Here is a 1,725-nt window from a genome sequence, read left to right as displayed (position 1 = left end):
ATGGGAATCGTCGCAGCCTCTTCGAAGAGGACACCACGAGGTTTTATAACTAACAAGTCTTCGCTTACACAGACGTATTCCGAATAGGCATCATCCCCATTACCATCAGCTAAACAAGTGAATACCTCATCACCTTTTTTAAATTTAGTGACCTTGTCTCCGATTGCTTCTACTACTCCTGCCATGTCACAGCCTAAGCGATGATTTTTAGGAGCAGTCAGACCATTCATCGCTCGAACTGGAAATGGTTCGCCTTTCAATAAATGATCATCATACGCATTGACTGTTGAGGCATGTACTTTGACTAAGACTTGATTATCACTTGGAATTGGTATGGGAAGTTCTCCGATTTTTAATACCTGTTGATTCCCGTACTTTTCTCTAATTACTGCTTTCATAATGTTCCCTCCTAAATATGAGCATCGAAAACAAAACGAGCCGATAACTTGTGATGACCCTTCTCACAAATTACCGGCTCTACGTTTTCACGATTGGCTCTCTCGTTAGTATTATGCTTTTTTGTATAACATCAATCATTGTTTCTTGTTTGCATTTTGGACAATAAAGAGGAAAATTTTTTAAAAGCGTATTTTCACAAATTTGAACTCTAGTCTTTTTCTTACAATTTGGACACAATAACCATTCTCTACTATTCATTTCCCTCCACCTCACGTTGAAAAACTTCACCAATTTCTACGCCAAAAACATCTGCAATTCTAAAAGCCATTTCTAATGATGGTGTATATTTCCCTGCCTCTAATGCCACGATTGTTTGTCTAGATGCTCCTGCTTTTTCAGCCAGTTCTAATTGAGTCATTTCATCTGCAAAAAATCGAAGTTTTCTTATGTTATTCGAAATTTTCATTTTTTTAGCCATACTGTACACCCTTTTCGTACAAGTAGATACTGATGGCTCCCTCGACTAAGTTACCAATCATAAAACCTGCAAGAATGATATGAAAAGCTACAAATGGAGCAACTCCTGATGCCAGAGCAGCTATTGCCAAAATACCACTAAAGCCAGATACAAAATAGCCAATTCGTGAAGCGCGTAAGCTGATCATTTTATCCATTTCATCTTCTACCAATGTTGAATTGACTACGCGATCAACATCTGTCTCACTCAATTCACTATCTTTTACAGATATCTTAATAGTATACGAAATCACTGTTAAAATATGCAGAATAATTGAACCTATAATGCCAATACCAATAAATACTAAAACAATTCTTGACCAAGCAATCAGATCGTGAGAAATTTCTGGATTTAATCTAAAAACATAAAAAGCGTAACCTAGAACCAGACAGCAACTAAAAAAAATGGAAGTCAGTACTCTTTTACTATGATAGGACATAAGAATGATTCTCCTTTCTTTCATTCAGATAAATTAGTATTATAGACATTTTGTAAAACTTGTTTTACTCTATGTAAAAAATATTATACATCAGAAATATAAATTTAGCAAAATCTTTCATGAACTATTTTATATAAAAAAGAATAGCCTAGCTCGTTTCTGCTAGACTACCCTGATCACTATAACGTCTTCTTGAAATTTCTGATTTTCTTCATCGCATTGATTCACTGATATCCATTTATAAAGGGACAACAACATAGGAAGATTTTGTTCTTTCTACATTCAAAATGAAACTCACACAGCATTCGTCGCGACATGTTTCATCATATCCTTCAAGAAGAAACGCCAGTCGATTTCTTATACCTTCCTG

The 1,725-nt window shown here is 35.4% G+C and carries 4 protein-coding genes; all 4 read right to left on the bottom strand.

From position 1 onward, the window contains the following. The coding region (locus JZO85_RS19910; RefSeq protein ID WP_207110261.1) for an alcohol dehydrogenase catalytic domain-containing protein at positions 1-398 on the bottom strand (398 nt) is incomplete at its 3' end. Between the two features lie 79 nt (positions 399-477). Next, a complete protein-coding gene (locus JZO85_RS19905) occupies positions 478-657 on the bottom strand; it encodes a cysteine-rich KTR domain-containing protein (RefSeq protein ID WP_207110260.1) in 180 nt (59 codons plus the stop codon). Continuing rightward, positions 650-877: a helix-turn-helix transcriptional regulator gene (locus JZO85_RS19900; RefSeq protein WP_242550462.1), complete on the bottom strand. Its 228-nt coding sequence runs from the start codon at positions 875-877 to the stop codon at positions 650-652. The genes JZO85_RS19905 and JZO85_RS19900 overlap by 8 nt, the downstream gene beginning before the upstream one ends. Further along, positions 870-1,355 carry a hypothetical protein gene (locus JZO85_RS19895; RefSeq protein WP_207110259.1) on the bottom strand — a complete coding sequence of 162 codons (486 nt, stop codon included), beginning with the start codon at positions 1,353-1,355 and terminating at the stop codon, positions 870-872. The genes JZO85_RS19900 and JZO85_RS19895 overlap by 8 nt, the downstream gene beginning before the upstream one ends. Between the last annotated feature and the right edge of the window lie 370 nt (positions 1,356-1,725).

It is taken from the genome of Candidatus Enterococcus murrayae (assembly GCF_017315985.1).
Lineage (GTDB): Bacteria > Bacillota > Bacilli > Lactobacillales > Enterococcaceae > Enterococcus_A > Enterococcus_A murrayae.
The sequence above is the reverse complement of the archived record's forward strand: the minus strand, read 5'-3'. Positions and strand labels throughout refer to the sequence as shown.

What these genes read in the sequence shown, in the direction of transcription:
- JZO85_RS19905 (WP_207110260.1), bottom strand. Translation starts at nt 657, where the DNA reads ATGAATAGTAGAGAATGGTTATTGTGTCCAAATTGTAAGAAAAAGACT.
- JZO85_RS19895 (WP_207110259.1), bottom strand. Translation starts at nt 1,355, where the DNA reads ATGTCCTATCATAGTAAAAGAGTACTGACTTCCATTTTTTTTAGTTGC.
- JZO85_RS19900 (WP_242550462.1), bottom strand. Translation starts at nt 877, where the DNA reads ATGGCTAAAAAAATGAAAATTTCGAATAACATAAGAAAACTTCGATTT.